Annotated in this window: 30 protein-coding genes; 17 read left to right on the forward strand and 13 right to left on the reverse strand. The window is 66.0% G+C overall.

What is annotated here, in order from left to right; all coding sequences use genetic code 11:
• Positions 1–3: 3 nt before the first annotated feature.
• A complete protein-coding gene (locus Q1A36_RS00850) occupies positions 4–999 on the reverse strand; it encodes a D-glycerate dehydrogenase (RefSeq protein WP_101751241.1) in 996 nt (331 codons plus the stop codon).
• A 217-nt stretch (positions 1,000–1,216) separates the two neighbouring features.
• Here Q1A36_RS00850 and Q1A36_RS21435 point away from each other — a divergent pair, with 217 nt between their 5' ends.
• Positions 1,217–1,951 (forward strand): SH3 domain-containing protein, encoded by a 735-nt coding sequence (locus Q1A36_RS21435; RefSeq protein WP_366141529.1) that lies wholly within the window; start codon positions 1,217–1,219, stop codon positions 1,949–1,951.
• A 52-nt stretch (positions 1,952–2,003) separates the two neighbouring features.
• Here the strand turns inward: Q1A36_RS21435 and Q1A36_RS00860 are convergent, their stop codons facing one another.
• From Q1A36_RS00860 to Q1A36_RS00870, 3 genes are all read right to left on the reverse strand, one after another.
• A complete protein-coding gene (locus Q1A36_RS00860) occupies positions 2,004–2,399 on the reverse strand; it encodes a hypothetical protein (RefSeq protein ID WP_299838377.1) in 396 nt (131 codons plus the stop codon).
• Between the two features lie 26 nt (positions 2,400–2,425).
• Positions 2,426–4,450 (reverse strand): M3 family metallopeptidase, encoded by a 2,025-nt coding sequence (locus tag Q1A36_RS00865; protein WP_299838379.1) that lies wholly within the window; start codon positions 4,448–4,450, stop codon positions 2,426–2,428.
• A gap of 63 nt (positions 4,451–4,513) precedes the next feature.
• Positions 4,514–5,203: a winged helix-turn-helix domain-containing protein gene (locus Q1A36_RS00870; RefSeq protein ID WP_299838382.1), complete on the reverse strand. Its 690-nt coding sequence runs from the start codon at positions 5,201–5,203 to the stop codon at positions 4,514–4,516.
• A 72-nt stretch (positions 5,204–5,275) separates the two neighbouring features.
• Here Q1A36_RS00870 and Q1A36_RS00875 point away from each other — a divergent pair, with 72 nt between their 5' ends.
• On the forward strand, positions 5,276–5,599 hold the full coding sequence (locus Q1A36_RS00875) for an NIPSNAP family protein (RefSeq protein WP_299838384.1): 324 nt from the start codon (positions 5,276–5,278) through the stop codon (positions 5,597–5,599).
• Positions 5,596–5,943 (forward strand): antibiotic biosynthesis monooxygenase, encoded by a 348-nt coding sequence (locus Q1A36_RS00880; protein ID WP_101751236.1) that lies wholly within the window; start codon positions 5,596–5,598, stop codon positions 5,941–5,943. The genes Q1A36_RS00875 and Q1A36_RS00880 overlap by 4 nt, the downstream gene beginning before the upstream one ends.
• Positions 5,944–5,956: 13 nt before the next feature.
• Here Q1A36_RS00880 and moeB read toward each other — a convergent pair whose 3' ends face one another.
• The 3 genes from moeB to infC all read right to left on the reverse strand — a co-directional run bounded on the left by moeB (position 5,957) and on the right by infC (position 8,122).
• Positions 5,957–7,042, reverse strand: a complete 1,086-nt coding sequence (gene moeB / locus Q1A36_RS00885; RefSeq protein WP_299838388.1) for a molybdopterin-synthase adenylyltransferase MoeB — start codon at positions 7,040–7,042, stop codon at positions 5,957–5,959.
• Positions 7,039–7,512: a dUTP diphosphatase gene (gene dut, locus Q1A36_RS00890; protein WP_299838392.1), complete on the reverse strand. Its 474-nt coding sequence runs from the start codon at positions 7,510–7,512 to the stop codon at positions 7,039–7,041. Before dut ends, moeB begins: the two co-directional genes overlap by 4 nt.
• 70 nt (positions 7,513–7,582) lie before the next feature.
• Positions 7,583–8,122, reverse strand: coding sequence for a translation initiation factor IF-3 (infC, locus tag Q1A36_RS00895; protein ID WP_366141533.1), 540 nt, complete (start codon positions 8,120–8,122; stop codon positions 7,583–7,585).
• A gap of 196 nt (positions 8,123–8,318) precedes the next feature.
• Here infC and Q1A36_RS00900 point away from each other — a divergent pair, with 196 nt between their 5' ends.
• The 7 genes from Q1A36_RS00900 (at position 8,319) to Q1A36_RS00930 (ending at position 14,037) form a co-directional block, all read left to right on the forward strand.
• A complete protein-coding gene (locus Q1A36_RS00900; RefSeq protein WP_299838395.1) occupies positions 8,319–9,041 on the forward strand; it encodes a hypothetical protein in 723 nt (240 codons plus the stop codon).
• On the forward strand, positions 9,038–9,931 hold the full coding sequence (locus tag Q1A36_RS00905) for a hypothetical protein (protein WP_299838397.1): 894 nt from the start codon (positions 9,038–9,040) through the stop codon (positions 9,929–9,931). Before Q1A36_RS00900 ends, Q1A36_RS00905 begins: the two co-directional genes overlap by 4 nt.
• An 85-nt stretch (positions 9,932–10,016) precedes the next feature.
• On the forward strand, positions 10,017–10,526 hold the full coding sequence (gene fabA, locus Q1A36_RS00910; protein ID WP_299838400.1) for a bifunctional 3-hydroxydecanoyl-ACP dehydratase/trans-2-decenoyl-ACP isomerase: 510 nt from the start codon (positions 10,017–10,019) through the stop codon (positions 10,524–10,526).
• Between the two features lie 25 nt (positions 10,527–10,551).
• Entirely contained in the window at positions 10,552–11,781 is a 1,230-nt protein-coding gene (gene fabB / locus Q1A36_RS00915) for a beta-ketoacyl-ACP synthase I (protein WP_299838403.1), read from the forward strand.
• A gap of 4 nt (positions 11,782–11,785) precedes the next feature.
• Entirely contained in the window at positions 11,786–12,574 is a 789-nt protein-coding gene (locus Q1A36_RS00920; RefSeq protein ID WP_299838406.1) for an enoyl-ACP reductase, read from the forward strand.
• Positions 12,571–13,212: a haloacid dehalogenase type II gene (locus tag Q1A36_RS00925; protein WP_299838409.1), complete on the forward strand. Its 642-nt coding sequence runs from the start codon at positions 12,571–12,573 to the stop codon at positions 13,210–13,212. The genes Q1A36_RS00920 and Q1A36_RS00925 overlap by 4 nt, the downstream gene beginning before the upstream one ends.
• Positions 13,213–14,037, forward strand: a complete 825-nt coding sequence (locus Q1A36_RS00930; RefSeq protein ID WP_299838412.1) for an alpha/beta hydrolase — start codon at positions 13,213–13,215, stop codon at positions 14,035–14,037.
• Between the two features lie 58 nt (positions 14,038–14,095).
• Here Q1A36_RS00930 and Q1A36_RS00935 read toward each other — a convergent pair whose 3' ends face one another.
• The 3 genes from Q1A36_RS00935 to thyX form a co-directional block, all read right to left on the reverse strand.
• Positions 14,096–14,860, reverse strand: coding sequence for a BglII/BstYI family type II restriction endonuclease (locus tag Q1A36_RS00935; RefSeq protein ID WP_299838415.1), 765 nt, complete (start codon positions 14,858–14,860; stop codon positions 14,096–14,098).
• The gene (locus Q1A36_RS00940; RefSeq protein WP_299838418.1) at positions 14,857–15,498 is read right to left on the reverse strand and encodes an MT-A70 family methyltransferase; all 642 of its coding nucleotides are present in this window, start codon (positions 15,496–15,498) and stop codon (positions 14,857–14,859) included. Before Q1A36_RS00940 ends, Q1A36_RS00935 begins: the two co-directional genes overlap by 4 nt.
• 75 nt (positions 15,499–15,573) lie before the next feature.
• Positions 15,574–16,500 carry an FAD-dependent thymidylate synthase gene (gene thyX / locus Q1A36_RS00945; RefSeq protein ID WP_299838421.1) on the reverse strand — a complete coding sequence of 309 codons (927 nt, stop codon included), beginning with the start codon at positions 16,498–16,500 and terminating at the stop codon, positions 15,574–15,576.
• Positions 16,501–16,648: 148 nt separating this feature from the next.
• Here thyX and Q1A36_RS00950 point away from each other — a divergent pair, with 148 nt between their 5' ends.
• Positions 16,649–17,077 carry a VOC family protein gene (locus Q1A36_RS00950; protein WP_299838424.1) on the forward strand — a complete coding sequence of 143 codons (429 nt, stop codon included), beginning with the start codon at positions 16,649–16,651 and terminating at the stop codon, positions 17,075–17,077.
• 3 nt (positions 17,078–17,080) lie between these two features.
• On the opposite strand, the gene Q1A36_RS00955 is transcribed toward Q1A36_RS00950, so the two are convergent.
• Genes Q1A36_RS00955 through alr form a run of 3 tightly spaced genes read right to left on the reverse strand, consistent with a single transcriptional unit; the run spans position 17,081 to position 19,586 of the window.
• Positions 17,081–17,785: an ATP-binding cassette domain-containing protein gene (locus Q1A36_RS00955; RefSeq protein ID WP_299839307.1), complete on the reverse strand. Its 705-nt coding sequence runs from the start codon at positions 17,783–17,785 to the stop codon at positions 17,081–17,083.
• A 23-nt stretch (positions 17,786–17,808) separates the two neighbouring features.
• A complete protein-coding gene (locus Q1A36_RS00960) occupies positions 17,809–18,573 on the reverse strand; it encodes an ABC transporter permease (RefSeq protein ID WP_299838427.1) in 765 nt (254 codons plus the stop codon).
• Positions 18,570–19,586, reverse strand: coding sequence for an alanine racemase (alr, locus tag Q1A36_RS00965; protein WP_299838430.1), 1,017 nt, complete (start codon positions 19,584–19,586; stop codon positions 18,570–18,572). The genes Q1A36_RS00960 and alr overlap by 4 nt, the downstream gene beginning before the upstream one ends.
• 188 nt (positions 19,587–19,774) lie before the next feature.
• On the opposite strand from alr, the gene Q1A36_RS00970 reads away from it, so the two are divergent.
• The 6 genes from Q1A36_RS00970 (at position 19,775) to Q1A36_RS00995 (ending at position 24,999) form a co-directional block, all read left to right on the forward strand.
• Complete coding sequence (locus tag Q1A36_RS00970) at positions 19,775–21,307, forward strand: acyl-CoA carboxylase subunit beta (RefSeq protein ID WP_101751225.1); 1,533 nt, start codon at positions 19,775–19,777, stop codon at positions 21,305–21,307.
• Between the two features lie 202 nt (positions 21,308–21,509).
• Positions 21,510–21,650, forward strand: a complete 141-nt coding sequence (locus Q1A36_RS00975) for a hypothetical protein (protein ID WP_299838436.1) — start codon at positions 21,510–21,512, stop codon at positions 21,648–21,650.
• A 66-nt stretch (positions 21,651–21,716) separates the two neighbouring features.
• Positions 21,717–22,124 (forward strand): hypothetical protein, encoded by a 408-nt coding sequence (locus Q1A36_RS00980; RefSeq protein WP_299838439.1) that lies wholly within the window; start codon positions 21,717–21,719, stop codon positions 22,122–22,124.
• A gap of 127 nt (positions 22,125–22,251) precedes the next feature.
• Positions 22,252–22,491, forward strand: coding sequence for a hypothetical protein (locus Q1A36_RS00985; RefSeq protein ID WP_299838442.1), 240 nt, complete (start codon positions 22,252–22,254; stop codon positions 22,489–22,491).
• A 114-nt stretch (positions 22,492–22,605) separates the two neighbouring features.
• Positions 22,606–22,830: a hypothetical protein gene (locus Q1A36_RS00990; protein WP_299838443.1), complete on the forward strand. Its 225-nt coding sequence runs from the start codon at positions 22,606–22,608 to the stop codon at positions 22,828–22,830.
• A 120-nt stretch (positions 22,831–22,950) separates the two neighbouring features.
• Positions 22,951–24,999 carry an acetyl/propionyl/methylcrotonyl-CoA carboxylase subunit alpha gene (locus tag Q1A36_RS00995; RefSeq protein WP_299838445.1) on the forward strand — a complete coding sequence of 683 codons (2,049 nt, stop codon included), beginning with the start codon at positions 22,951–22,953 and terminating at the stop codon, positions 24,997–24,999.

Genomic DNA, 24,999 nt, shown 5'->3' on the forward strand with positions numbered 1-24,999 from the left:
CCCTCACAGCATCGACGGCACGACCAGATCGGGCGGTCGGTGGCCGTCGGCAAAGGTCTTGATGTTGATGATCACCTTCTCGCCCATCTCGTTCCGGCCCTCGACCGTTGCCGAGCCCATATGCGGCAACAGCACGACATTGGGCAATTCGCGCAGGCGCGGGTTGATCTCGTGCCCATGTTCGAACACGTCGAGACCGGCACCGGCGATCTCGCCCGCGCGCAGCATCCGGGTCAGGGCGTTCTCGTCGATCACCTCGCCGCGCGAGGTGTTGATGACCACCGCCGAGGGTTTCAGCAGTTTCAGCCGCCGTGCGTTCAGCAGATGGAAGGTGCCGGGCGTATGCGGGGCATTGACGCTGATGATGTCGACCCGAGCCATCATCTGGTCAAGGCTTTCCCACCAGGTCGCCTGCAGCTCTTCCTCGATCTCGGGGCGCAGCCGTTTGCGGTTGTGGTAATGGACCTGCATGCCAAAGACATTGGCGCGCCGCGCCACCGCCTGACCGATCCGGCCCATGCCGAGAATCCCCAGACGCCGCCCACCGACGCGCCCGCCCAGATGCGAGGTCGGCGCCCAGCCATGCCAGCGCCCCGCCTGCATCTCGGCCAGTCCCTCGGGGATCTTGCGGGTGACGGCGAGGATCAGAGCCATCGCCATGTCAGCGGTATCCTCGGTCACGACCCCCGGCGTGTTCGAGATCAAGACCCCGCGCTGCCGCGCCGAGAGCACGTCGATATGATCGACACCCGCGCCGTAATTGGCGATCAGCTTCAGCCGCTCGCCGGCCTGTGCCAGCATGTTCGCGTCGATATGGTCGGTGACGGTGGGCACCAGCACATCGCTGTCGCGCATCGCGCGGGCCAGTTCCTCGCGCGTCATCTTGGTGTCGCTCTCGTTCAGCGAGACGTCGAAGAGCTCCTTCATCCGGGTCTCGACCGCCTCGGGCAGGCGTCGCGTCACCGTGACCTTCAGGCGTGGGCGCGATGATGATGACATATTGACCTCACATTCTCGACGACGTGGTGCTGCGCACTTTTCTTGCGCGGCCGGTTTTGGCAAACTGCCCCCGTTGAGGGGCAGGCACAAGACCCCTGTAGGTGGGTTGTCGCGGTCATCGTGCCGGGAGCGATCCGAGGATGAGGCAAGGCAGGCAGCAGGCGGCGCGCGGAGGACCGGGCGCGGCGGGCTGATGGCAGGCAGGAACGGACAAGGAATGACGCTTTCAAAGTGTTTCGGCGCGATCGGAACGAGGATGCGGCGGGGGATCATCTTCGGCACCGCGGTGGCCCTTGCGCTGCCATTGCTGGCGGGGGGACCCGCGCCGGCGGAAACATCGGCCACGGGAACAGCAGTCGCAGAGGCCGTCACCATCCCGCCCGGCGTCACCATCGTCTCGACCGGCGGTCCCGACAATTCCACCGATGGCCTGCCGGTCCCGGCCGGCGGCGGGGTTATCGTGCTGAGCCAGGCGCCAAGTCCGGATGCTCAGATCAGCCGCAACCCGGATGGCCGCGACCCCAATCGCGGGCCGGTGACGAACATGCCCCTGCCCCGCTATGTGAGTCTCAAGGGCGGCGAGGGCAATGCGCGACGCGGCCCCAGCCTGTCGCATCGGATCGACTGGGTCTTCCGCCATGCCGGGATGCCGCTGCGCGTGGTGGCCGAATTCGGACAATGGCGCCGGGTCGAGGACAAGGACGGTGCCGGGGGCTGGGTGCATTACGCGCTGCTGTCCGGCGTGCGCACCGCCATCGTGCAAGAGGATATGGTGGAACTGCATTCCAAACCGAACCTCGATTCGGATGTCGTCGCCCGTGCCGAGGCCGGGGCTATCGTCCGGCTTGGCGAATGCACCAGGGACTGGTGCCGCATTTCGGGCGGGGGCGAACGAGGCTGGGTGATGAAGCCCTCGATCTGGGGCGTCGATCCGGGCGAAGTCAGGGAATAGGTCAGACCCGCCGACCGAAGGGGCCGGCGGGTGCGATCAGGCCAATTCCTGATCAGGCGTCACATTTGAAATAGGTCAGCGTGGTCGAGCCATCGGTCAGGCGCAACTCGCCCGGGCGGTTCTGCAGATCGACGATGCGGTTGGTCTGTTCTCCCTCGCCCGCACAGGAGAGCGTGACCTGCGTCGAACCGGTACCGGGCTCCGAGGCCGCCACGGTGCAGGCGGATTCGTAGAAGTTGAACTTGTTGCCCTCAATGGTCAGACGGGTCTCGGGCGCGCCCTGATCGGTGCAATCCGACGCGCGCAGGTTATAGGTGCCGTTCAGCGAACCGGGCGCGTCGATCGGCCCGGCCGCGGGTTCCGGCACAGGCGGGGCGGCGCCCTCTTCGCAGGCGGCAAGGCCGAGGGTGGCGATGGTGGCAATGGCAAACAGGCTGACGGTTTTCATGAACTCTCTCCCTTTACATCGGGCGCTCACATCAACCCGCGCCCCTCTAGTAAAGGCTCAACCCCCGGCATTCGTTCCCTGAATTCGATCCAGAGGTCATCGGCCTGCGCCGATCCGCCGCGCGACAGGATCGAGGCTTCCAGCCGTCTGGCCGTCTCGGGGTCGAAGATGTCGCCGGCCTCGACAAAGGCGGCGAAGGCATCGGCATCCATCACCTCGGACCACATGTAGCTGTAATAGCCGCTGGCGTAATGGCTGCCGGAAAACACATGGCTGAAATGCGGCGTGTCGTGGCGCAGCGGGATGGCCGGGGGCGCACCCAGTTCCGCCAGCAGATCGGCCTGCCGCGCCGCAGGGTCGGCGGGCGCATCGCCCCGGTGGAAGGCCAAATCAACCAGCGCCGATTCCAGGTATTCGACGGTCGAGAAGCCGGCATCGGCCTTGTCGGCAGCCAGCAGCCGTTCAAGCAGCGCCGGGGGCAGCGGCTCGCCGGTCTGGTAGTGCCGGGCGTGCTGCGACAGCACCTGCGGCTGCGACAGCCAGTGTTCGTAAAGCTGGCTCGGCAATTCGACGAAATCGAGCGCGACCGAGGTGCCCGAGATCGAGGGCCAGTGCACGTCCGACAGGATATGGTGCAGCGCATGGCCGAATTCGTGAAAGAGGGTGCGGGCATCGTCCCAGGACAGGAAGGCCGGGGCGCCGGGCTGATCCGGCGGGGTGAAGTTGCAGACATTCACGACAATGGGCCGCTGCCCCGCGCCGATCTTGTGCTGGGGCTGCAGCGAGGAACACCATGCGCCCGAGCGTTTGCCCGGTCGGGCATAGTAATCCCCAAGGAACACCGCCATCGGCTGGCCGTCGCGGCTGATCTGCCAGGCCCGCACATCGGGGTTCCACAAGGGCGCATCGAAGGGCGTGAACTCCAGCCCGAACAGCCGCTGCGCCGTGTCGAAGACCGCGCCGATCATCGCGTCCAGCGTCAGGTAGGGCTTCAGCAGGTCGGGGTCGAAATCATGCTCGGCCCGCTTGCGGCGCGCGGCGTAGTGGCGCCAGTCCCAGGCCTCCAGCGGACCATTGCCGCCCTCGGCCCGCAGCATCTCAGTCAGCGCGGCCTCGTCCTTCTGCGCCCGCGCAAGCGCCGGACGCCAGACCTGCATCAGCAGTTCCTCGACCCGGTCCGCATCGCGGGCCATTTCCGGCTCGAGCCGGTAGGCGGCGAAATCGGCATAGCCGAGCAGCCGGGCCTTTTCATGGCGCAGCGACAGGATCTCTGTGACCAGACCGCGATTGTCGGTGGCGGCACCACCGGCACCCGCGCCCGAGCCGCGCGCGGCCCAGGCCCGGAAGGCCGTTTCGCGCAGCGCCCGGTCCTCGGAGAGTTCCAGGAAAGGCACGATCAGCGAACGGCTGAGCGTCACCACCTGCCCGCTCAGCCCGCGCTCCCGCGCCGCCGCGCGCATCGCGCCGAGCAGCCAGTCGGGCAGCCCCGCCAGCCGGTCATCGGCGATGGGCAGCACGAAATCGCGCTCGTCGGTCAGCACGTTCTGGGAAAACTGCGTGGTCAGCACCGCCAGCCGCTCGTTGATCGCCGCGAGCCTTGCGCGATCCTCGGGCGGCAGACCGGCCCCCGAGCGTCGCCGGGCGCGCAGTTGCAATTCGGTGATCCGCGCATCATCGGCGGGCAGCGCGCCCGCGCCGTCGGACACCGCCTGCACCCGCGCGAACAGGCGCGGGTCCATCATGACGGTGCTGGAATAGGCCGACAGCTTCGGCGCCAGATCGCGCTGCAAGGCTTCGCGCGCGGGGTTCGAGGCGACGCCGGCCAGCGTGTAGAAGACCCCGCAGGCACGATCCAGCGGCTCTTCGCAGGTCTCCATCGCGGCGACGGTATTGGCGAAATCCGCCGGCGCGGGATTGGCGGCGATGGCCTCCACCGCAGCCTCGGCGCGCGCCAGTTCGGCATCGATCACCGGGGCGAAATCCGCGTCCGAGATCAGATCAAAGCGCGGCAACCCGTGCGGGCCGGTCCAGTGCGTCAGTTCGGAATTCATCGGCTGCTCCTCTGCGTGTCGGACCAGAGGCTATGCCAGCCCGCCGGCAGGTGCCAGAGGGGGTCAGGCCGAGACCAGCGCGAATTGCGCCCGAAACGCCTGCTCGCCCGCCGGGCTGAAGCGCAGGGCGCGGCTGTCATCCTGACGGCTGGCCCAACCCAGCGCCTCGATCCGGGACAGGATCGCCCGGCCGAAACTGCCGGCCAGGTGGGCGCGCCGTTCGCTCCAGTCCAGGCATTCGCGGCACAGCGGCGCCCGGCCCACCGACAGCGCGGCAATGTCGATGCCGAAACCGGCTGCGAACCCCCTGCCCGCCTCGGTCAGCCGCAAGGCCTCGCCCTGCCGCGCGATGATCCCCTGCACCAGCAGCGCATCGAACAGCTGGGTGCCCAGATCGCCCGCCAGATGGCTGTAGCAGACCCGGGCATGGCGCAGCGCCGGATCGGCCGGGCCGGTACGGCTGCGCAGATGCCCCGCCCCCGCCGCCACGCCCATCAACAGTTCCAGCAGCCGCCCGACCTCGTCCCCGGCAAGCGACAGGTACTTGTGCCGCCCCTGCTTCTGCTGGCGCAACAGCCCGCCCTCGGTCAGCCGGGCCAGATGGCTGCTGGCGGTCTGCGGGGTGACGCCGGCCTCGACGGCCAGTTCGGTCGCGGTCAGGGCCTTGCCGCTCATCAGCGCGGTCAGCATGTTGGCGCGGGCGGGATCGCCGATCAGCGCGGCGATGCGGGCAATGTCGGGGCCGGATTTCATAGTTCGACGCTAGCCGAAGCATTTCGGTCGCGCAACAGGCTAGATGACGGCAATCTGAGAAAGGAAATCCCGATGCTGACCTGCGTGATCCGATACGAGATCGACCCGACCCTCCCCGAGCTGTTCCATGAGTATGCGCAGAACTGGGGGCAGGCAATCCCCCGCTGCGGTGCGGACCTGATCGGCTATTTCGCCCCGCATGAAGGCTCCTCGACGCTGGCCTATGGCATGTACAACATTCCCAGCCTCGCCGAGTACGAGGCTTATCGCGCGCGGCTGAAGCTTGATCCGCTCGGCCGTCGCAACTACGATTTCGCCCGGGCCGAGGGCTTCATCCGGCGCGAGGACCGGACCTTCCTCAAGCTGGTTTCAGCCCCGCATGGAGGAGCCACATGATCGCCGTCATCTTCGAGGTCGAACCCGCCGGCGACAGCCAGCGCAGCGCCTATCTTGACATTGCCGCCGGGCTGAAACCGCTTCTGGAACAGATCGACGGCTTCATCTCGGTCGAGCGGTTCCAGAGCCTGACCAATCCCGGCAAGATGCTGTCGCTGTCGTTCTTCCGCGACGAGGCCGCCATCGCCGAATGGCGGCAGCTGTCGCGCCACCGCGCCGCGCAGGAGGCCGGGCGGGGCGGGCTGTTCGCGGATTATCACCTGCGCATCGCCCATGTTATCCGCGATTACGGGCTGAACGAGCGCGACGAGGCCCCGGCGGACAGCCGCGCGGTGAATGGCTGAGACCTAGCCCCGGTCAGGCGGGATGCACCCCGCCGCAGACCGGGCAATCCGCGCGGCGTTCGGTCTGGATCATCCGGGTCTCGCCATAAAGCCCGTCGAAGATCAGCATTCGCCCGCGCAGCCCCTGCCCCGCGCCGGTCAGGTGCTTGATCGCCTCCAGCGCCATCAGGCTGCCGACCACGCCGGGCAAGGCACCAACCACGCCGGCCTCGGCGCAGGCGGGGGCCAGACCGGCAGCGGGGGCCTCGGGGAAAAGGCAGGCGAGGCAGGGCCCGCCCCGCGCCGGGTCGTAGAGCGCCAGCTGCCCTTCCCATTGCGCGATCGCCCCGGCCAGCAGCGGCACACCGGCCGCGACGCAGGCGGCGTTGATCGCCAGACGCCCGGCAAATGTGTCGGTGCCGTCCAGCACCAGATCATGTTCGGCGATCAGCGCGGCGTCGTCAGCGGTGATGCGCCGCCGCAGCGGCGTCACCGTCACATGCGGGTTCAGCGCCCTCATCGCGGCGGCACCGGCATTGGCCTTGGACTCCCCGGTCTGGTCGCTGCGAAAGATCACCTGACGCTGCAGGTTCGACAGGCTGACCGCATCGTCATCCGCCAGCGTGATCCGCCCCACCCCCGCCGCCGCCAGATACAGCGCCGCCGGCGCGCCAAGACCGCCCGCACCGATCAGCAGAACATTGGCCCCGCGCAGCCGCATCTGCCCCGGCCCGCCGATCTCGCGCAGCACGATATGGCGGGCATAACGTTCAAGTTCGGCATCGGTGATGGCGTTCGAGGGCGGAACCGCAGTCGCCTCGGCGGACGCTGCGGCTGGTGCCGGCTCCACAATCGGCAGCGCGGCGTCGCGCAGTCGCCCGATCACCCGGCGATAGCCGATGACCAGCGCGACGGCTATTCCCGCGACGAACCAGCTGCCGAGACTTCCCCCGAGCTGGTAGGCGATCCAGTAGAGGGGCTGGCTGGAGGCGGCAAAGTAATGGATCGCCAGCACGGCCAGCCACCAGACGAGCAGCGCCCAACGCAGGGTCCGCCAGCGCAGACCCAGAACCACCCAGGCAAAGGCAAAGGCCGCCGCACTGAGGAGCAGAACGCTCATCCCCGCCCGGTCGAGCCGAAGCCCCCGCCCCCCCGTTCGGTCTCGTCCAAAACCTCGACCAGTTCGAACCGGGCCTGCGGCGCGGGCGCGACCACCATCTGCGCGATGCGATCGCCGTGGGCGATGGTGACGGGTGCCTCACCCAGATTGACGAGGATCACGCCGAGAGGCCCGCGGTAATCGCTGTCGATTGTGCCGGGCGTGTTCAAGAGCGTGATCCCCTGCTTCAGCGCCAGACCCGAGCGCGGGCGGATCTGCACCTCCCAGCCCTCGGGGATCGCCAGCCGCAGCCCGGTCGGGATCAGGCTGCGCGCACCCGGCGCGAGCTCGACCGATCCGCCGCCCAGATCGGCGCGCAGATCGGCACCCGCCGCTCCGGCGCTGGCATAGGCCGGCAGGGGCAGCGCGGGATCGGCACCCTCGATACGGGCAACGCGGATGACGGGCAGAGGATGGGATCTGTCGGACATGGCCGCTCTTCCCATGAAAAAGGCCGCGCGGCAATAACCGGCGCGGCCCCGTTCGGCTTAGTGTGAGAGATCAGCGCGGGGCGATCATCATCACCATTTGCCGGCCTTCCAGCTTGGGCATGGATTCGATCTTGCCGGTCTCTCCGACATCGTCGCGAACCCGGTTCAACAGATCCAGACCCAGATCCTGGTGGGCCATCTCGCGGCCACGGAAGCGCAGGGTGATCTTGACCTTGTCGCCTTCGCCCAGAAACTTCATGACGCTGCGCATCTTGACGTCATAGTCGTGCGTATCCGTACCGGGACGGAACTTCACTTCCTTGATGTCGATGATCTTCTGCTTCTTGCGCGCTTCGGCCTCGCGCTTCTGCTGTTCGTATTTGAACTTGCCGAGGTCCATCACCTTGCACACCGGCGGAACGGCATTGGGCGAGATCTCGACCAGGTCGAGGCCGGCCTCCTCGGCCATCCTCAAACCGACGGAGGGCGGCACGACGCCGACATTCTCTCCCTCGGGGCCAATCAGGCGAATTTCGGCGACGCGGATACGGTCGTTGACGCGGGGTCCGGTGTCGCGTTGGGGCGGCGCATTGTGCGGTCTGCGGGCTATGGCGAGAATCCTTGGATTGTGGAAGTTTGATTAACGGAAAATAGGCAAGACAACCGGGTGATTCAACCGGATTCCGGTGGCAATCGCGGCATACGGGCGGCATCCGTCAGCGAATCCTGCGGCAAGACGCGACTTTTCGGAGGCGTGCCGCTGTGCAATAGCTGGGGCAACCTGACCCTCAGCCGGAGCCCTGCCCATGCGTCGTATTCTGCCCCTCATCGTGATTCTCGCGGCGGCCTTCGCCGGCTGGCAGTGGTGGCAGGCGCGCGAGGCCGATCAGGCGGTCGTCACCGAGCCCGCCGCCCCGCCGACCGAGCCGGTGGAAACCGCCCCCGAAGCCGCCGCCGAGGTCGCCGAGGAGACGGCTGCCGAGGCGGCTGCGGCGGCAGATGTGGCCGAGGCCGATGCCGCTGACCCCAGCGCCGATACCACCGCCGCCGCCGAGGCCGCCGCGGATGCCGCAGCCGATGCCGCCGCCACCGCCAGCGATGCCGCCGCCGAGGCCACCCGCGCCGCCAACGAGGCCGGGATCGAGGCAGCCGGTGAAGCCGCGACTGAGGCCGAGGCTGCCGCCGAAGCCGCGATCGAGGCCGCCAACCGCGCCGCCGACGCGGCCGCCACCGCCGATGCCGCCGCAGCCCCCGCCGCCGAGGAAGCCGCCGCCGAAATGGCCGCCGAGGCGGCACGCGATGCCGCCAGCGCCACGGGCGATGCCGCCGATGCCGCCAGCACGGCCGGCGAGATCGAGGCGCTGTTGACCCCCGAGGGCTTCGATCTGGCCAAGGTCAACGGGCTGATCGACGGCTCGGCCCTCAGCGAGCCGCAGAAGGCGACGCTGAAACGGCTGGTGGAAAGCGCCAGCGGCAATCCCGACCTGCTGCGCTCGGCGCTGGAGCAGGTGAAGGCGATCATGCAGTGACAGACGGCGCGGCCCAGACTGCCCCGGCCCTGGCCGACTACCTTTCCGCGCGCCCGGCTGTGCTGAAGCGCGGGCCGGTGGCGATGATCCTGTTCGAGGATCTGGCGGCGGTCGGGCCGACGCTGGACCATGCGCTGGCCCGGGGTTTCCGCCTGATCCTCGCGCTGTCGCCCGAACCCCTCGCTATGCCGCCGCATCTGGCCGGCGAGGCGCGGGTGGTGAACCTGATCCACGACACCCGCCGCCCCGATGCCCATGTCCCGGCGGTCAATGCGCTGATCGAGGCGGTGCCGGCGGGGACATGGCTGCATTACGGCTTCAACGCCGAATTCCTGTTCTATCCTTTCTGCGAGACCCGCAGCGTCGGCGAACTGCTGGCCTTCCATGCCGAGGAACGGCGCGATGCCATGCTGGGCTATGTGCTGGACCTCTATGCCCCCGATCTGTCGCGCCATCCCGATGCCGTCGATCTGGATGGCGCCATGTTCGATCGCAGCGGCTATTTCGCCCTTGGCCGGAAGAAGCCCGTGGGCGATGGCTACGAGGAGCGGCAGCTGAACTTCCACGGCGGGCTGCGCTGGCGCTTCGAGGAACATATCCCCGCCGACCGCCGCCGCATCGACCGCATCGCGCTGTTCAAGGCCGCGCCGGGGCTGCGGGTAACGGGCGATCACCGCTTCAGCGTCGAGGAATACAACACCCATTCCTGCCCCTGGCATCACAGCCTGACCTGTGCCGTGGCCTCGTTCCGGGTCGCCAAGGCGCTGCTGCGCAACCCGATGTCGCGCGACCGGATCGACAGTTTCAAGTGGCGCAATTCGACCCCGTTCGACTGGCAGGGCCAGCAGCTGATGGACCTGGGGCTGATGGAACCGGGGCAATGGTTCTGAGCCTGCCCTTGCGGCGGGCTGACTGCGGGTGATAGACGAAACGTCAACGTGATATACTGACCCCATCGCAAGGAAGACCGTTCCCATGGCCATGACCCAGACCAGCTTTGACTATGATGACCTGCTGGCCTGCGCCCGCGGCGAGCTGTTCGGGCCGGGCAATGCGCAATTGCCCGAACCGCCGATGCTGATGATGGATCGCATCATCGAGATCTCGGAAGACGGTGGCGCGCATGGCAAGGGCCATGTCGTCGCCGAATTCGACATCAAGCCCGACCTGTGGTTTTTCGCGTGCCATTTTCCCGGCAACCCGATCATGCCCGGCTGCCTTGGCCTCGACGGCCTCTGGCAGCTGACCGGCTTCAACCTCGGCTGGCGCGAATGGAAGGGGCGCGGCTATGCGCTTGGCGTCGGCGAGGTCAAGCTGACCGGCATGGTTCGCCCCGACCGCAAGCTGCTGCGCTATACCGTCGATTTCACCAAGGCGGTGCAGACGCGCCGCCTGACGATGGGGGTCGCCGATGGCAAGGTCGAGGCCGATGGCGAGCTGATCTATCAAGTCAAGGACATGAAAGTCGCGCTCTCCGAGAGCTGATTTCAACCGAACGAAAGGGGTGCCCATGCGCCGCGTCGTCATCACCGGGCTGGGGATCGTCTCGCCCATCGGCAATAACGCTGCCGAAGTCACCGACAGCCTGAAGGCCGGCCGTTCCGGCATCGTCTTCGCGCCGGAATATGCCGAGCACGGCTTCCGCAGCCAGGTCCACGGCATGCCGCAGATCGTGCTGGAAGACCATATCGACAAGCGCAACATGCGCTTCATGGGTCCGGGCGCGGCCTATAACTTCCTCGCCATGGAACAGGCGATTGCCGATAGCGGGCTGGAGGAAAGCGACGTCTCGAACGAGCGCACCGGGCTGATCATGGGTTCGGGTGGACCGTCCACCTCGAATTTCTTCGACGCGCACCGCATCGTCATCGAAAAGGGCGCACCCAAGCGCATGGGTCCTTTCATGGTCACGCGCTGTATGTCCTCGACGAACTCGGCCTGCCTTGCCACCCCCTTCAAGATCAAGGGCGTGAACTATTCGATCACCTCGGCCTGCGCCACCAGTGCCCATTGCATCGGCAATGGCGTCGAGCAGATCCAGATGGGCAAGCAGGACATCGTCTTTGCCGGCGGCGGCGAGGAGCTGGACTGGACGCTCAGCTGTCTCTTCGACGCGATGGGCGCGATGTCGTCAAAATACAACGACACGCCGGAAACCGCCTCGCGCGCCTATGACGCGACCCGCGACGGTTTCGTCATCGCCGGCGGCGGCGGGGTGGTGGTGCTGGAAGAGCTTCAGCACGCGCTGGCGCGCGGCGCCAAGATCTATGCCGAAGTCACCGGCTACGGCGCGACCTCGGACGGCTATGACATGGTCGCGCCCTCGGGCGAAGGCGGCGAGCGGGCGATGCGCGTGGCGCTGTCGACCCTGCCCGAGGACCGCAAGGTCAGCTATATCAACGCCCACGGCACCTCGACCCCGGTCGGAGACCTGGGCGAGATCAAGGCCATTCGCCGCATCTGGGGCGAGGGCAGCACGCCGCCCGTCAGTTCCACCAAGTCGCTGACCGGCCATTCGCTTGGCGCGACAGGGGTGCACGAGGCGATCTATTCGCTGTTGATGCTGCAGGACGACTTCATCACCGCATCGGCCAACGTCACCACGCTGGACCCCGAGATCAATCCGAACGAGATTGCCACCACGCGGGTGGACAATGCCGGGCTGGATACCGTGTTGTCGAACAGCTTTGGTTTCGGTGGCACCAACGCCACCCTTGTGATGTCGAAATACCGGGATTGAGTGCATGGGCGATTTGCTGAACGGAAAACGCGGCCTTGTGATGGGGGTCGCGAATGACCGTTCCATCGCCTGGGGCATTGCGAGGGCGCTGGCGGACCAGGGCGCGGAACTGGCCTTTTCCTACCAAGGCGAGGCCTTTGGCCGGCGGGTCGAACCGCTGGCCGCCTCGGTCGGCTCGGATTTCCTTGTCGATGTGGACGTGACCGATGACGCCAGCCTCGACGCCGCCTTTGCCGCGATCTCCGAGCGCTGGGGCAAGCTGGACTTTCTGGTCCATGCCATCGCCTTTTCGAACAAGGACGAACTGACCGGCCGCTTCGTCAATACCAGTCGCGAGAACTTCAAGCACAGCCTTGAAATCTCGTGCTATTCGCTGATCGAGGTGGCGCGGCGCGCGCATCCGCTGATGGCGCCGGGCAGCTCGATCATCACCCTGACCTATGGCGGCTCGAACCGCGTCACCCCCTTCTACAACGTCATGGGCGTGGCCAAGGCGGCGCTGGAATCGACCGTGCGCTATCTCGCCAATGACCTTGGCACCGACGGCATCCGCGTCAACGCCATCTCGCCCGGCCCGATGAAGACGCTGGCCGGCGCGGCCATCGGCGGGGCTCGCAAGACCTATCGCCATACCGAGGCCAATGCACCCCTGCGCAGCAATGCCACGCTGGAAGCGATCGGCGGCACCGCGGTCTGGCTGACCAGCGACTGGGGCAGCTCGACCACCGGCGAGATCGTCATGGTCGATGGCGGCTATCACGTGCTGGGCATGCCGCAGAGCGAGAACCTGTGATCTGGGTCTTCGACGCCTATGGCACGCTGTTCGATGTGGACGGCGCGGCGCGGCAGGCGGCCGAGGATGACCCGACGCTGACGGCAATCTGGCCGGCTTTGTCCTTCGACTGGCGGCGCAAGCAGCTGGAATACAGCTGGATGCGCTGCGTGACCGGCGAGCACGCCGATTTCTGGCAGGTGACGTCAGACGCGCTCGATTGGGCGGCCGAGCGGCATGGCGTCAGCGACACCGCCCGGCTCTTGGACCTCTATCGCCGCCTGCCCGCCTATTCCGAGGCGGCGGAGGTGCTGGAGCGCCTGCGTCAGCGCGGCCAGACCGCGATATTTTCCAACGGCTCGCCGCAGATGCTGGAGGATGCCGTGTCCAGCGCCGGGCTGGCGCCGCATCTGGATGCGCTGCTGTCGGTGGAAAGCGCCGGACGCTTCAAGCCTGCGACCGAGGCCTATCGCGTCGTCACCGATCATTTCGGCGTGGCACCGGGGGAGATCACCTTTGTCTCGTCGAATGGCTGGGACATCTATGGCGCCGCCGCCTTCGGCTTCGACACCGCCTGGGTCAATCGTGCCGGGCTGCCGGTCGATCGCCTGCCGCACCGCCCTGCCCGAATTCTTCCCGACCTGACCGGATTGTTGTAAATGCCGCATTTCACCACCGCCGACGGCGCCCGCCTCGCCTATGCCGACGAGGGGACCGGCCTGCCCGTTCTCTGCCTTGCCGGGCTGACCCGCAACATGGGCGATTTCGACTATCTCGCCCCGCATCTGCCCGATGTCCGGCTGATCCGCATGGATTACCGCGGCCGTGGCCAGTCGGATTACACCGGCCCCGCGACCTATACCGTGCCGCAAGAGGGCAAGGACGCGCTGGCGCTGCTGGACCATCTGGGGATCGACAAGGCGGCGGTGCTGGGCACCTCGCGCGGCGGGCTGATCGGGATGCTCCTGGCCGCAGTCGCGCATGACCGGCTGCTGGGCCTCTGCCTCAACGATGTCGGCCCGGTGATCGTGCGCGTCGGGCTGGAGCGCATTTTCGACTATGTCGGGCGTAACCCGTCCGCGAAAACCTATGAGGCCGTGGCCGAGCGCATGGCCGCGCTGAACCCCGGCTTTGCCAATGTGCCCGAGGGGCGCTGGCTGTCGGACGCGCAAAAATTCTATGTCGAGACCGAGCGCGGCCTGCAGATCCGCTATGACCCGACCCTGCGCGAGGCGTTTATCGCCGCCTTCGAGGGCGAGACACCGGACCTCTGGCCGCTCTGGGAGGCGACGGCGGGCTTCCCCGTCGCGCTGATCCGGGGTGCGAATTCGGATCTGTTGTCGCGGGACGTGTTCGACGAGATGCGGCGGCGGCGGCCGGATGGCATCTACGCCGAGGTGCCGGACCGGGCGCATGTGCCGTGGCTCGACGAGGCGGAGAGTGTGGCGGCGGTCAGGGAGTGGGTTGAGAATGTGCGGGCGTAGGGTGGGGTTTCACCCCACCATGTGAGCGTCGGCCGGAATGGTGGGTTGGAAACCCACCCTACGCGGGCTGTGACGCGTCATCCACAACACATCGTGGCGTGATCCCGAATGCCAGCACCGGGCAGCCGCCGTTTCTTCCAGCATCAAGGCGATACAGCAGCTTTCTCATCCACGTCGTTGACGCGCCATATTTCTTGTACACCTCGCCTGCGCCTTCGGAGCCATCTTTGGTCAAAACCTTGCCGAGGCGCCGAAAGAAATTCGTGTCTAGTGACGAACCACGCGTGATAATAACCCCGACATCGATCGCACCGGCTTCATAGAAGGCCGAGAATGCATAGAGATCGCGATCGTAGGTCTGATCCTTGCTGTTCCACTCAAGATCTACGGCCACACGGCCATTCACGAAGTCGATGCGATGACCATCGAGAAAGCCCTCGCGAATGTAGCTGTCATAGATCTCACTCCCTTTGGGTGACTGCAGTTTGACATGCAGATCTGCCGAGATACGCATTTCACGCCATTGCGGGTCGAAAAGTGTGTCGACATACTTTGCAATCACCGACTTGCTGCCGCCAGGTGTTCGAATTTGCTGTGTCGAGATCTCAAATCGTTCAAGAACAGACACGATAGAAGCAAACTGACCGGGAAATCCGTTCTTCAGAACGCTCGCAGCGTTGCGGTAGGAATAGACCTCGAAACGATCGGTGATCGATGCCGGTATCGCGCCGCTGACCAGATCAGGATGATCGGCATTCCGACCAAAGGAAACATCATCATCCCGGCCGGAGGCCTCATCCACTTCATCGTCACCGGCCGTCATTCCGCTGCAGCCACCGTCGAGTTGAAAGAATAGGTCTTCCAAGTCGGCTTATAGCTATCGTCGGCCTGATTCCCCCATACCGTCCAACCTTTGCGTTCACCGCGTGCGAAAAGCTCAAGATACGGCCCCCAAGAACAGGACTCAATGATCTCATACTGCTCGTCAGGCTTGCGCGAATGCTCCCGCTTGCGGGTTTTCAGTAGATCACCATCGGGCTCGATAGATTCAATGAAATTGACCTGCGAACGACCAGGGGCAAGCGTTCGGGCGGCCTTCCCACGCACACCGAACAACAAGATCTCGGTGACGTTTCGGAAGTAGAAACCGACCCCGCGCCCATCTGGTCCACCATCCTTGCGAATTTTTTCCCAGATCAGGTTCGACTTATAGTTAAATCCCCAGGCCTCCATCACCTTCAGCCCGTCCGGCAGCAGCGCGTTCGGTACCCAAAGGTAGAGATGAGCCGGATCCGCAGCCAGTTCCTTCACCGGCATGGCGCAAATATCGGCGAGTGGCATCGTCGGATAGCGATTTAAACGCTTGTGCTCCGGCGCGACCTTGCCCGTCTTGTTGGTAAACTGCCAAGGGGGGTCGGCCATTATCGTCCCGAACTTCTGGCCAGCCAACTTATCAAACATTTCGCACCTTCGCTTTTTCACCCACCTTATCGGAGGTATTCGTCAAGATCACGTTAAGTTCGTGGGAGACAACACTCACCCCCAATCCCCCTCAAACTCCCGCCATTCCCGCGCGCTCATCCCGCTCTCTTCCTGCGTGACCACCTCGCCCTTCAACCGCCGCCGCAGCACCGCCGCTGCCTGCGCCGACAGGCTCACCGCCTCCATCCGGTAATCCCGGAACGCCCCGAAGGCCGCCGGGACCCAGTCGGCGACGATGGCGCACATGGCGTCGGCATAGGCGCGGATCTCGTACTGGGCGTGGGGGTCGGCGCGCAGGCGCAGGAAATGCAGCAGGTTGTGGAGATCGACCTTCCAATACCATTGCGTATAGATATTCGCCGGCAGGTTCATCCGCGCCAACTCGCGCGCCAGACCCTGCTGGGGTGTTCCATCAGGCTGGGCTTGGGACAGCATCGCCTCGTAATGGTCATAGCTGCGCATCGCGTCCTCGCGCAGCAGCGACAGGACGCGCTGCGCCTCCTCGCCCTCCAGCACCTCGCCCCGACCCTGGTTGTTCTGGCGCGACTGCGCCGCCAGCTGCTCGGGCTGGGGGATGTAGAATTCGCGGTCGAGGATCGAATAGCGCGCCGAATATTCGTTCACATTGGCGGTGCGGTGGCGGATCCATTGCCGGGCGACGAAGACCGGCAGCTTGACGTGGAACTTGGCCTCGCACATCTCGAACGGGGTCGAGTGCCAATGCCGCATCAGGTAGCGGATCAGCCCCTCGTCATTCTGCACCGACTTGGTGCCGCGGCCATAGCTGACGCGGGCCGCCTGACAGATCGCGGCATCGTCGCCCATATAGTCGACGACGCGGACGAACCCGTGGTCCAGCACCGGATGGGCGGTGTAAAGATGCGCCTCCATCCCCGGCGACACGGCGCGCAGGGTGGGTTGCGGGGTGTCGCGCAGCGCGTCGATCTCGGCCTGTTGGTCGGCACTTACCGGCGTATTCATGGTAGTCTGTCCCTTTCGATCCACATCATCTTGTGCCACCTGCGCCCGAGTCGTTCAACCGAATTGCGCCGCTTGCGAACGGTTTGCGCCCCGGCTGTCGCCGTGCCAGTCTGCGGCCCGAAACTGGCTGCATCGAAAGGCGAGGATGATGAAAATCCGCTATCTGCACACCATGGTCCGGGTGAAGGACCTCGAGGCCAGCATGGCCTTCTATCGTCTTCTGGGGCTGGAGGAGATCCGCCGCAGCGACAGCGAGAAGGGTCGCTTCACGCTGGTCTTCATGGCGCCGCCGGGCCAGCCCGATTGCCCGATCGAGCTGACCTATAACTGGGATGGCGACGAGGGTCTGCCCTCGGACAGCCGGCATTTCGGCCATCTCGCCTACCGGGTCGAAAACATCTACGCGCTGTGCCAGACGCTGATGGATGCGGGCGTGACCATCAACCGTCCGCCGCGCGACGGGCATATGGCCTTCGTGCGCAGCCCCGACAATGTCTCGATCGAGCTGTTGCAGGAAGGCGAGCATCTGGCCCCGGCGGAACCCTGGGCCAGCATGGAAAATACCGGTCACTGGTAGGGTCTACTCGGCCCCCAGAAAGGCCTTGAGCGGGTCGGCAGCGGCCATCCGCGCCACCGGCCCGTCCCAGGCAATGCGCCCGTCCTGCAACAGCGCCACCCGGTCGCCGATGGCGCGGACGGACTGCATGTCATGGGTGATGGTGATGGCCGTCGCCCCGGTCTCGGTGACGATGCCGCGGATCAACTCGTTGATGCGGCGCGCGCGGATCGGGTCCAGTCCGGTGGTCGGTTCGTCGAAGAAAATGACCTGCGGATCATCGGCAATGGCGCGGGCCAGGGCGGCGCGCTTGGCCATGCCACCCGACAGCTCGGCCGGCATCAGGTCGGCGGTTTCGGGGCCAAGGCCGACCCGGGCCAGCTTTTCCACCGCGATGGCGCGGGCGCGGGCGTCGGACATGCGCTGGCGCAGGCGGAAACCGACATTCTGCCAGACGGTCAGGCTGTCGAACAGCGCCGCGCCCTGGAACAGCATGCCGAAACCCGAGAGGAAGTCGCGCCGCCGCGCCGGGGTCAGGCGCTGGCCCTGCCACAGCACCTCGCCCGCGTCAGGCTCGACCAGCCCGAGGATGCATTTCAACAGGATCGACTTGCCGGTGCCCGACTGGCCGATGACGCAAAGGCTCTCGCCCTGCCCCACAGCCAGATCGACGCCGGCCAGAACCTGCTTCGGGCCGAAGGATTTCGTCAATCCGCGGGTTTCGATCAGTGGCCCATTCTTTGCCAGCCCGCTCATTGGAAGAACGCCCCGGTCAGCAGGAAGTTGGCGGCAAGGATGCCGACGGCGGCGGCGACCACGGCGGATTTCGTCGCCCGCCCCACGCCCGCCGCGCCGCGATCCGAGCGCATGCCGAACCAGCAGCCGCTGACCGCGACGATCAGCCCGAAGGCCGCACCCTTGATCAGGCCCGACAGCACGTCCCATTGTTCCAGATAGGCCCAGCTGTTCGAGAGATAGGCCGCCGAGGTGAAGCCAAGCGATTGCGTGCCGACGATCCAACCGCCCATGATGCCGATGATATCGCCCACGCCGACAAGCAGCGGCACGGTCAGAAACCCGGCCCAGAGGCGCGGCGTGACCAGCCAGCGCATCGGATCTGTGGACAGCGTCACCAGCGCGTCGATCTGCTCGGTCACTTTCATCGTGCCGATCTCGGCGGCGATGGAGCTGGCGACGCGGGCGGCGACCATCAGCCCGCCCAGCACCGGCCCAAGCTCGCGCACCATGCCGATGGCAACGATGGCCGGAACCACGTCACCGGCCTGGAAACGCGCCCCGCCGGAATGGATCTGCAGGGCCAGCGCCGCGCCGGTGAACAGTGCGGTCAGCCCGACGACCGGCAGCGACAGCCAGCCGATCTGTATGAATTGCGCGAGCAGCGCGCGACCGTGGAAGGGGTGCAGGCCGAACAGCCCCCGCCCGGTGAACAGCGCCACCGCGCCGATGCCCCGCGTCAGCCGCAGCGCCAGCCGGCCCAGCCATCGGACAGGTTTCACAGATAGGCCCGTTCGTAGCGCCGGCCGAGGGAGGTCAGGATCTCGTAACCGATGGTGCCCGCGCGCTCGGCCAGCGCATCGACGGGTTGCGCCGGGCAGATGATGTCCAGCGCGGGCGGCACCTTGGCCAGCCCGGTCACGTCGACGGTGATCAGGTCCATCGAGACGCGCCCGACGATCGGGCAGGCGGTGCCGGCGGCATAGAGGTTCGCGCCCTTCCCCGACATCGCCCGGTGCAAGCCATCGGCATAGCCGGCAGCGACGGTGGCGATGCGGCGGGGGCTGTCGGCCACCCATGCGGCGCCGTAGCCCACGAACTCGCCCGGGGCCACGTCGCGGGTCTGGATCACCGGCAGCGACAGGCGGATGACCTGCCGCGCCTCGGCAAAGGGCAGCCCGCCATAAAGACCGACGCCGGGCCGGGTCAGGTCGAAATGATAGTCCGGTCCCAGAAGGATACCCCCGGTCGCGGCCAGCGAGCGCGGGACATTGCAGCCCTCGGTCATCTCGCGGAAGGTGGCCAGTTGCATGGCATTGGCGGGATGGTCCGGCTCATCGGCGCAGGCCAGATGCGAGATGATCAGCGCCGGCCCCTCGGCCAGCGCCTCGTCGCGGATCGCGGCCCATTGCGCCGGCTCCATCCCCAGCCGGTTCATGCCGGTGTCCAGCTGGATGGCGAAGGGCTGGCCCGGGCGCAGGCTGCGGTCGCGGAAATATTGCTGCGGGCTGTTCAGGACCGGCACCAGACCATCCAGATCGGCGCCCTCCATATGCCCCGAGAGGACGAAGATGCGCGCGTCATCGGCCAGGTGCGGGCGGATCGCCTGCCCCTCGCCGGCCAGCGCGACAAAGAAATCCCGCGCCCCTGCCCCGTACAGTGCCGGCGCCACCCGCTCGGCCCCCAGCCCATAGGCATTGGCCTTGACCACCGCCCCCGCACGCGCCTTGCCCGAGCGGTCGGACAGCGCCAGCCAATTGGCCCTGATGGCCCCAAGTTCGATCTGCAATACCATGCCTATCGCTTGCCCGCGCCCCTGCCCCTCGTCAAGAGTGGATCAACCGCGACCGGGTGGCGCAGGTCATTTGCAATTTCGCAATTTGCATCATGAACCCGCGACAGATTTTGCAAATTTTCTGCATTTCGCTTTCCTCTCGCGCGTCCCCGCCTTAATTTCCGGCAACTTTACCGGGAGAGGCAGCCATGAAAGACATTCTGGGTGAGCTTGAGCGCCGTCGCGATCAGGCCCGGCTTGGAGGCGGTCAGCGCCGCATCGACGCACAACATGCCCGCGGCAAGCTGACCGCGCGCGAGCGCATCGACCTGTTGCTGGACGAGGGCAGCTTCGAGGAATTCGACATGTTCGTCGCCCATCGCTCGACCGATTTCGGCATGGAGGCCGATCGCCCCTATGGCGATGGCGTGGTCACTGGCTGGGGCACGATCAACGGACGCATGGTCTATGTGTTCTCGCAGGACTTCACCGTCTTCGGCGGCTCGCTGTCGGAAACCCATGCGCAGAAGATCTGCAAGATCATGGACATGGCGATGCAGAACGGCGCACCGGTCATCGGCATCAACGATTCGGGCGGCGCGCGGATCCAGGAGGGCGTGGCCAGCCTTGCCGGCTATGCCGACGTGTTCCAGCGCAACATCATGGCCTCGGGCGTGATCCCGCAGATCAGCCTGATCATGGGCCCCTGCGCCGGTGGCGCGGTCTATTCGCCGGCCATGACCGACTTCATCTTCATGGTGAAGGACACCAGCTACATGTTCGTCACCGGCCCCGATGTCGTGAAGACCGTGACCAACGAGGTGGTGACGGCTGAACAATTGGGTGGCGCCTCGACCCATACCAAGAAAAGCTCGGTCGCCGATGGCGCCTTTGAAAACGACGTGGAGGCGCTGTCCGAGATTCGCCGGCTGTTCGATTTCCTGCCGCTGTCGAACCGCGACAAGGCCCCGACCCGGCCCTTCTTCGACGATCCGGCCCGGATCGAGGACAGTCTGGATACGCTGATCCCCGACAACCCGAACCAGCCCTATGACATGAAAGAGCTGATCCTGAAGGTCGCCGACGAGGGCGATTTCTACGAGATCCAGAAAGACTACGCTGCCAATATCATCACCGGCTTCATCCGCATCGAGGGCCAGACGGTCGGGGTCGTCGCCAACCAGCCGATGGTGCTGGCCGGCTGCCTCGACATCGACAGCTCGCGCAAGGCCGCGCGTTTCGTGCGCTTCTGCGACGCCTTCGAGATCCCGATCCTGACCTTTGTCGACGTGCCGGGCTTCCTGCCGGGGACGACGCAGGAATATGGCGGCGTCATCAAGCACGGCGCGAAACTGCTGTTCGCCTATGGCGAGGCGACGGTGCCGAAGGTCACGGTCATCACCCGCAAGGCCTATGGCGGCGCCTATGACGTCATGGCCTCGAAGCATCTGCGCGGCGATTTCAACTATGCCTGGCCCACCGCCGAGATCGCGGTGATGGGGGCGAAGGGCGCGGTCGAGATCCTGTATCGCAGCGAGCTGGGCGATGCCGAGAAGATCGCGGCGCGGACCAAGGATTACGAAGACCGCTTTGCCAATCCCTTCGTCGCCGCCGAGAAAGGCTTCATCGACGAGGTGATCCAGCCGCATTCGACCCGTCGGCGCGTGGCCCGGGCCTTCGCCAGCCTGCGCAACAAGAAGCTGACGAACCCGTGGAAAAAACACGACAACATTCCGCTGTAAGGTCGCCCAGAATGACGCATTTGCACGAATCCGTGAATGATGCAGCGCCGCCACAGGGCGGTTGGCATCTGTCGCGGCACCAGCCTGGAAACTGTTTCGGCGCGAGTCCCGTGACTAAGGTGGATTGTCCGGCGCGTGAAGACGCCGGTGTCAACCCGAGCAGTCGGGCCGTGCGCGGCCCGCGAAACAGGAGCTTGCAGATATGTCGAAGAAACTCGCCTTTGCCCTCGTGCTGGTCGGCGTCCTTGCTGCCTGCGCGCAGCAGCAGCCCGATGTCGTCGTCACCGACCCGATGGTCCCGGTCAGTCAGGAGCCGGTCTACCAGGGCAAATACGGCAACTGACGCCCGTCTGCGCGGGTGGCCCTGCCGCCCGCGCAACCCGCAGGCCGCCCGCACGGGGGGCGCGTCATGCTGAAGCATCGCGGCTTTCCCGGCCGTCTTCCCGGTTCGGACTTCCAGTTCACCATCCGCCGCGCCGTCAACAAGAAGGGCGCGACGCCGATCGTCCGGCGCGAGCGATTCCGCGATCGCCGGGCTCACGACCGCGCCGCCGACGAGGGATTTCTTGCGGCGCTGATCGAGCATTTCGGAGGTGAAGAGTTTCAACGCGGAAACCTCGATGCCGGTCGCCTCTCCTGGCTGATCGGGCGCGAGGTTGTTGCAGTTGGGCAACTCGACCCGACCGATTACGAGCAATTGCTGCGGGTCGATCTGGCTGCAGCCGAGGCCTCTTTTCCCCAATTGTTCAAGCAGGTTGGCGATGATGCCGACGGCGAGGACGAGGATTGGGACGAAGATCAAGAGGATCGTGACTGATGCGCGATTTGCCGCCCATGAAGGTCGCGTCACATGCTTGTCAGTTTGACGGCCCTCTGTTGCGTGCAATATTCAGCGCAAATCTACAACCGACCCCCAAGCGGGTCTCAACTACAGGCGAAGACCAATGCAAATCTCGACCCTTTTCCGCCCTGCGGGCGCCCTCGTCGTCGCGGCCACTCTGGCGGCCTGCGCCCCCGGCTACCAGACCGGCCTGTCGCCCGACGCGCAGCGCGCTGCTGGCGGTGCTGTCGCCGGTGCCGTCATCGCCAAGGCGCTTGACGAAGACATCGCGACCGGCGCGGCTCTGGGTGGTGCAGCCGGTGCGCTGTGCGACGACGCCGGCGTCTGCCAGCCTCGCTACTGATCAACGCAACCGTGAACCCGCGTCGCCGGAACCAACGGGCGTCGCGGGGGTTGCAGTTCGGTCAATACGGGGCGGTTCAGTTCCGTCCTTCGAGCAAACTGAAGGATCACATCCATGCGTAAACCCGCAATGTTCGCAGCCATTGCCGCGCTCGGCTTTGCCGTCGCCGGCTGCACCCAGGGGATCAACCCGACCGACACCGACCGCGCCATCATCGGCGCCGCTGTCGGCGCGACCGCTGCCCATGTCGGCGGCCGCAAGGAAAGCGACTACTACAAGGCTGCTGCCATCGGCGCTGCCGGCGGTGCGCTTTGCGACGACGTTCGCCTCTGCCAGTAACAGCCTGATCCTGCGCGGCCAGCCGGCCGCCGCAGTATCCCCGACCCTTGACGCCGTTCCCGCCTTGCGCGGGGGCGGCGTTTTTCGTTTTCCGTCTCAAGACAAGCCGCAGGGACAGCCATGTTCAAGAAAATCCTGATCGCCAACCGGGGCGAGATCGCCTGCCGGGTCATCAAGACCGCCCGCAAGATGGGCATCAAGACCGTGGCCGTCTATTCCGACGCCGACCGCAACGCGCTGCATGTGAAGATGGCCGACGAGGCCGTCCATATCGGCCCGCCGCCGGCCAACCAGTCCTATATCGTGATCGACAGGATCATGGAGGCGATCCGCCAGACCGGCGCCGAGGCGGTGCATCCGGGTTATGGCTTCCTGTCCGAGAACATGAAATTCGCCGAGGCGCTGGAAGCCGCCGGCGTCGCCTTCATCGGCCCGCCCTCGCCCGCCATCGAGGCGATGGGCGACAAGATCACCTCGAAGAAGATCGCGCAGGAGGCCGGCGTCTCGACCGTGCCCGGCTACATGGGTCTGATCGCCGATGCCGACGAGGCGGTGAAGATCTCGAACCAGATCGGCTACCCGGTGATGATCAAGGCCTCGGCCGGCGGCGGCGGCAAGGGCATGCGCATCGCCTGGAGCGACCAGGAGGCGCGCGAGGGGTTTGAAAGCTCGAAGAACGAGGCGGCCAACAGTTTTGGCGATGACCGCATCTTCATCGAGAAATTCGTGACCCAGCCCCGCCATATCGAGATCCAGGTTCTGGCCGACAAGCATGGCAACGCGGTCTACCTGCACGAGCGTGAATGCTCGATCCAGCGCCGCAACCAGAAGGTCATCGAAGAGGCCCCTTCGCCCTTCCTCGACGAGGCCACCCGCAAGGCCATGGGCGAGCAGGCCGTGGCCCTGGCGAAAGCCGTGGGCTATTCCAGCGCCGGGACGGTGGAATTCATCGTCGATGGCGAGAAGAACTTCTACTTCCTCGAGATGAACACCCGGTTGCAGGTGGAACATCCGGTCACTGAACTGATCACCGGCGTCGACCTGGTCGAACAGATGATCCGCGTGGCGGATGGCGAGACCCTGCCCTTCACCCAGGCCGATCTGAAGATCAACGGTTGGGCGATGGAAAGCCGGCTCTATGCCGAGGACCCCTATCGCGGCTTCCTGCCCTCGATCGGCCGCCTGTCGCGCTATCGCCCGCCGGTCGAGATCGCGGCCGGTCCGCTGAAGGCCACCGGCAACTGGGTGAACGACAGCGACGGCCGCGACAGCGCGGTGGCGGTCAGGAACGATACCGGCGTCTACGAGGGCGGCGAGATCAGCATGTTCTATGACCCGATGATCGCCAAGCTCTGCACCTGGGCACCGACGCGCGGCGAGGCGATCGAGGCGATGCGCGTGGCGCTGGACACCTTCGAGGTCGAGGGCATCGGTCACAACCTGCCGTTCCTCTCGGCGGTGATGGACCATCCGAAATTCGTCGCCGGCGACATGACCACGGCCTTTATCGCCGAGGAATATCCCGAGGGCTTCCAGGGCGTCGAACCGGGACCCGAGGACATCGCCCGCATCGCCGCCGCCGCCGCCGCCATGCACCGCGTGGCCGAGATCCGGCGCACCCGGATCACCGGGCGGCTCGGCAATCACGAGCGCCGGGTGGGCAAGCATTGGGTGGTCTTCATCGGCAATCACGACATCCCGGTCGAGATCGAGGCCGACCGCGACGGCTCGACCGTCACCATCGACGGCCGCGCCATGCGGGTCGAAAGCGACTGGCTGCCCGGCCAGTCCCTCGCCCGGCTGGTGGTCGATGGCAAGCCGCTGGTGCTGAAGGTCGACCGCATCCCCGCCGGCTATCGCCTGCGCACGCGCGGCGCGGATCTCAAGGCCTATATCCGCCGCCCGAACGCTGCCGCCATGGCCCGGCTGATGCCGGTGAAGGAGGCCCCCGATACCTCGAAATTCCTGCTCTGCCCGATGCCGGGCCTGATCGTGAAGATCAACGTCGCTGCCGGCGACGAGGTGCAGGAGGGTCAGGCGCTGGCCACGGTCGAGGCGATGAAGATGGAAAACATCCTGCGCGCCGAAAGGAAGGGCGTGGTGAAATCAATCAGTGCCGAGCCGGGGCAAAGCCTCAAGGTCGATGATGTGATCATGGAGTTCGAATAG

This window comes from uncultured Paracoccus sp. (assembly GCF_947487305.1).
Lineage (GTDB): Bacteria > Pseudomonadota > Alphaproteobacteria > Rhodobacterales > Rhodobacteraceae > Paracoccus.